4 protein-coding genes are annotated in these 4,829 nt (G+C 73.8%); 2 read left to right on the forward strand and 2 right to left on the reverse strand.

All coding sequences use genetic code 11. The features are described from left to right. The coding region (locus tag HW578_RS22875; RefSeq protein ID WP_369407959.1) for a complex I subunit 5 family protein at positions 1-1,514 on the forward strand (1,514 nt) is incomplete at its 5' end. Continuing rightward, positions 1,511-3,112, forward strand: a complete 1,602-nt coding sequence (locus HW578_RS22880; RefSeq protein ID WP_198373022.1) for a complex I subunit 5 family protein — start codon at positions 1,511-1,513, stop codon at positions 3,110-3,112. The genes HW578_RS22875 and HW578_RS22880, both read left to right, overlap by 4 nt. 144 nt (positions 3,113-3,256) lie before the next feature. Here HW578_RS22880 and HW578_RS22885 read toward each other — a convergent pair whose 3' ends face one another. Together HW578_RS22885 and HW578_RS22890 are read right to left on the reverse strand one after the other, a co-directional pair. Beyond that, positions 3,257-4,249 (reverse strand): lipid A deacylase LpxR family protein, encoded by a 993-nt coding sequence (locus HW578_RS22885; RefSeq protein ID WP_198373023.1) that lies wholly within the window; start codon positions 4,247-4,249, stop codon positions 3,257-3,259. Continuing rightward, on the reverse strand, positions 4,246-4,829 hold a 584-nt coding region (locus tag HW578_RS22890; RefSeq protein ID WP_198373024.1), incomplete at its 5' end, for an asparaginase domain-containing protein. The genes HW578_RS22885 and HW578_RS22890, both read right to left, overlap by 4 nt.

Below are 4,829 nucleotides of genomic sequence, written 5' to 3' on the forward strand. Positions count from 1 at the left end.
GCCGCGCGCCCCGACGCGACGGGCGCGCCGTGACCGCCTGGGGCGCGCTGCCCATGCTCGCGGTGGTGCTGCCGGTTCTGGGCATGGTGCTGGCGCTGCCGCTCGGCGCGCGCGGGGCCGAACGCCTGACGCTCGCGCTGCTGCCGGTCGGGGTTCTGCTCGCCGCGGGCACGGCGGCGGCGGTGCAGGCGTCCGGCGCGCCGGTCATGCATCTGCTGGGCCACTGGGCGCCGCCGCTCGGCCTCGCCTTCCGGGCCGATGGCCTGGCGGCCGCGATGCTGCTGACCGCAGCCCTGGTGGTCACCGCCGTCGCGCTGTTCGCGCGAGCCGATTTCGGCAGCGAACCCGGCGCGCCCGAGACGCGCACCGCCTTCGCCCTCTGGCCCTTGCTGCTGGCGCTGTGGGGCGCGATCAACCTCGCGGTGGTCGCGACCGACCTGTTCACGCTCTATGTCGCGCTGGAACTGCTCACCTTCGCCGCCATGCCGATGGTGTGCCTGTCGGGCAGCCGCGCGACGCTCGAGGCGGCGCTGCGCTACCTGATGTTCGCGCTGCTGGGTTCGGTGTTGTACCTGCTCGGCATCGCCTTCCTCTATGGCGCCTATGGCACGCTCGACGTCGTGCTGCTGGCCGGTCGGGCACGGGCCGAGCCGCCCACCTATGTCGCCGTCGCGCTGATGACCGCCGGGCTGCTCGCCAAGACCGCGCTGCTGCCGCTGCATTTGTGGCTGCCGCCCGCCCATGCGGGAGCGCCGCCGGCGGCGAGCGCGATCCTTTCGGCCCTGGTGGTGAAGGGGTCTTTCGTCATCCTGGTGCGGCTGTGGTTCGGCGTCATGCCGGGGCTCGCGGCACCAATCGCGGCGCAGCTGCTGGGCGCGCTGGGCGCGGCAGCGATCCTGCTGGGCTCGGTCGCGGCGCTGCGGCAGGAGAGGCTGAAGCTGCTGGTGGCGTATTCCACCGTGGCGCAGATCGGCTACCTGTTCCTGATGTTCCCGCTGCTGGTCGCAGCACCCGGCCACGAGGCCTATGCCGCCAAGGCCTGGACCGGCGGCGTGCTGCAGGCGGTCAGCCACGCCTTCGCCAAGGCGGCGATGTTCCTCGCCGCAGGGCTGATCGCTGCGCGGATCGGGCAGGACCGGATCGATGGGCTCGCGGGCGTGGCGCGCGCGCTGCCCGTGCCGGTGCTGGCCTTCGGCCTGGCGGGACTGTCGCTGATGGGCGTGCCGCCCTCGGGCGGCTTCGCGGCGAAGTGGCTGCTGCTGACCTCGGCGATCGAGGCCGGGCAATGGTGGTGGGCGCTGGTCATCCTGGGCGGCGGGCTGCTGACCGGCGGCTATGTGTACCGCGTGATGGCGGGGGCGCTGACCGGCGACGGCACCGCCGCCGCGCTGCGCCGGCCTGACAGGCGAGAGATGATCGTGCTGGCGCTGGCCGTGGTATCGGTTGTGTTGGGTGTGCTGCCGCTGGCGGCCTTCGGCCTGGTGCAGGTCGGGCGGCTGGACCTCGCGCCATGACCGCGTTGCTGCTGCTCGCCGCGCCACTGGTGCCGCTGCTGCTGCTGGGAGCGATGGCTTGGCCCGGGCTTCGCGACCGCGCCGCCACGCTGATCTGGGCTGCGCCTTTGCCCGGCCTGGCCTGCGCGGTGTTCGCCACGCCGGATGCCGCGCTGGTGGTGGATGCGCGGCTGCGGCTCGGTCTCGCGCTCGATGCGCCGGGGGCGCTGCTGCTTGGCGCGGCATCGCTGCTGTGGTGCGCAGCGGGCGTCTATGCGCGGGCCTATCTCGCAGGGCCGGGCTTCACGCGTTTCGCCGCGTGGTGGCTGGCGACGCTGTCGGGCAGCATGGGCGTCTTCGTCGCAGCGGACCTGGTCGGCTTCTACCTGGCCTTCACGCTGGCGAGCCTGCCGGCCTGGGGCCTCGTGATCCACGACCGCACCGCACAGGCGCTGCGCGCCGGCGCGCTGTACGTGCTGCTGGCGGTGCTGGGTGAGGCGGCGCTGCTCGCCGGTTTCGCGCTGCTGGCGGCCTCCTCGCCCGGCGAGAGCCTCGCCATCGCCGATGTGCTGCGCGCGATCGGCGCATCCCCGCTGCGCGATGTGACCATCGCGCTGCTGGTGACGGGCTTCGGGCTGAAGGCGGGGCTGGTGCCGCTGCATGTCTGGTTGCCCATCGCGCATCCGGCCGCGCCGATGCCGGCCTCGGCGGTGCTGAGCGGGGCCATCATCAAGGCCGGCGTGATCGGCCTGCTGCGCTTCCTGCCGGTCGGCGCGACGCCGGCGGGCTGGGGCGAGGCGCTGGTGGTGATCGGCTTCGTCACCGCCTTCTGGGGCGTGGCGCTCGGCATTGCGCAGCGCAATCCGAAGGCAGTGCTGGCCTATTCCTCGGTGTCGCAGATGGGCGTGGTGGCGGCCGCCTTCGGCATGGGGATCGCGGCCGGCATGGCGGCGACGCCGGTGGCGGTGGCGTTCTACGCGCTGCACCACGTGCTGGCGAAGGGCGCGCTGTTCCTCGCGGTGGGGGTAGCGGCGGCGAGCGGTGGTGCTGCGCGCTTCGCCGTGCTCGTGCCGGCGGTGGTGCTGGCGCTGGGCTTCGGCGGGCTGCCGCTGACCGGCGGCTGGCTGGCGAAGGAGGCGGTGAAGGGCGAACTCGGCGCCGGCGTCGTGGGGCTTCTGGCGGCGGCCTCCGCGGCGGGCTCGACGCTCCTGATGCTGCATTTCGTGCGGCGGCTGTCCTTCGCGGCCGATGGCGCCGCGCGGCCTGCGCTCGCGCTGCTGCTGCCCTGGCTGGCGCTGGCCGCGGCCTCGGTGCTGTTGCCCTGGGTGCTTTTCCCCGGTGCGCTCCCGTCCGTGCTGGCGCCGGACGCGCTGCTGAAGGCGATGCTGCCCGTGCTGGTCGGCGCGGCGCTGGTGCTGCCGTTGGCGCGCTGGGGGGCGCGGGTTCCGGAACCGCCGCAGGGGGACATCATCGTGCTCGCGCGGCACCTGCGCGGTGTCACGGCGCGCTGCGGTGATGCGCTGGCGCGTGCCGAATCCGCGCTGCGCGCCTGGCCCGCCGCGGGGCTTGCGCTGCTGGTGCTGACGTTGGCGCTGGGGGTCGCGCTGGCGGCGCGCTGAGGTCGTCGCGCGGAGAGCGCGCCGAAACCCTGCGCGCGGACAGCGCGCCGAGATCCCGCGCGCGGACATCGTGGCACATCCCTGCGCGCGCAGCGCGACGGATCACACGCGCCGCCAGCGCGCGCGGGCCCGCGCCACGCGCCCTCAGAACCTGAACGACAGGCTGATCGACCCGAACTGCGCCGTGTTGCGCTGCGTGGTGAATTCGCGCGACCGCGCCGTGTAGCTCACCGTCAGCCGCGCGAAGGGCATGATCACCGCGAAGCCGCCATTCGCGTCGCCGACGAAGACCTCGCGGTCCACGCTGCGGCTCTCGCGCCAGGTGTTGCCGTCGAGGAAGATGTCGCGCGCCACCGCGCGGCCATCCACGCCGACGAAGGCGTACCAGCCCCAGCGCCCGTCCGGCTGGTAGAAATTCGACCCCGAGATGGAGGGCCGCATGCGCGGCGGGCCGAAATCCGCGTCGAGCTCGTTGCCCACGCGCAGCATGACCCCCGCGGAGGCGTAGGTCTGTACGTTGCCCAGGCTCGCGGTGATGCTCGGTACGATGCCCACCGCCACGTCGTCCCAGACCGGATCGCTGTTGAAGCGCCACTGCCGGGTGCCGATCAGGTTGACGCCAGGCTCGTCCTTGATCTGGTAAGCCCAGCCAAGCGCACGGTCGATGTTGAGCGCATCATGCACGCCGTTCTGCGTCTGCTCGCCGAGCGCGCCCGGCCCGACGATGCCGAGCTGCAGCTCGAGGCTGCCGTATTCGCGCGCGGTGTAGGAGACCAGCCCGATCGACCCGTAGAGCCAGCCCGCATAGGGCCGGTCGAGCGGATCGGGGTTGCGCGCCTGCGTATCCGCCGGCGTGAAGATGTTCTGCCCGAAGGACAGCCCCCAGCGCGGCGTGCCGCCGGTGGGGAAGATGATGCCCGGCCCGTCGGTCAGGAAGCCCAGCCAGGATGGCGGCACGAAGGTCGGCGAGCGCCACGCCACCTGGAAGCCGCTGGTGTAGTAGCGGTCCGTGCCGGCCAGCAGGTCGTTCTCGTAGGTGAGGGTGAGGGTGCCGTACTGCCCGCCCTCGACGCGTTCCTCGGCGAGCGCGGGCAGGGCCAGGCAGCCCAGCGCCGCGGCGAAGCGCAGCGCCCTCATGCGTAGGGGGCGAAGGCGCGCGCCGCCGCGTCCCGCCCGCCGCCGCCGCGCAAGGCAAGGCCCAGCAGGAGCCTGGCCTTCAGCGCCGAGAGCATCCCCGCCGGGATGACGCCGCGCGCGATCAGGTCGATCTCCCCGCCGGGATAGCCATAGGTGCCGGTGAAGACCGGCCCCGCGGCCGAGCGCGAGGCCAGCACCACCGGGATGCGCGCGGCCAGCGCGCCCACCGCCTCCGCCGCCGCGGCCGGCACATGCCCCGCGCCCATGCCTGCGATCACCGCGCCCGCATAGCCGAGCTCCGGCAGCGCGCGCAGCACCCGCCCGTCATCGCCCATGGCCCAGGTGACCAGCGCGACGGGCGCGGGCGGGCCAGCATCCGCCGGCAGCACCGGCAGGCGCGCCACACGCGCATGGATGCGCGGTCGGCCCTCCGCCACCGCGCCGATCGGCCCGACCAGCGGCGAGGCGAAGGCGGATGGCAGGGTGGTATGCGTCTTCTGCACGAAGCGTGCGGCGTGGATGTCGTAGTTCAGCACCGCGAGCGCACCCAGGCTGCGCGCGGCCTCGCTCGCGGCCACGC

This window comes from Roseomonas rosulenta (genome assembly GCF_016106005.1).
GTDB lineage: Bacteria > Pseudomonadota > Alphaproteobacteria > Acetobacterales > Acetobacteraceae > Neoroseomonas > Neoroseomonas rosulenta.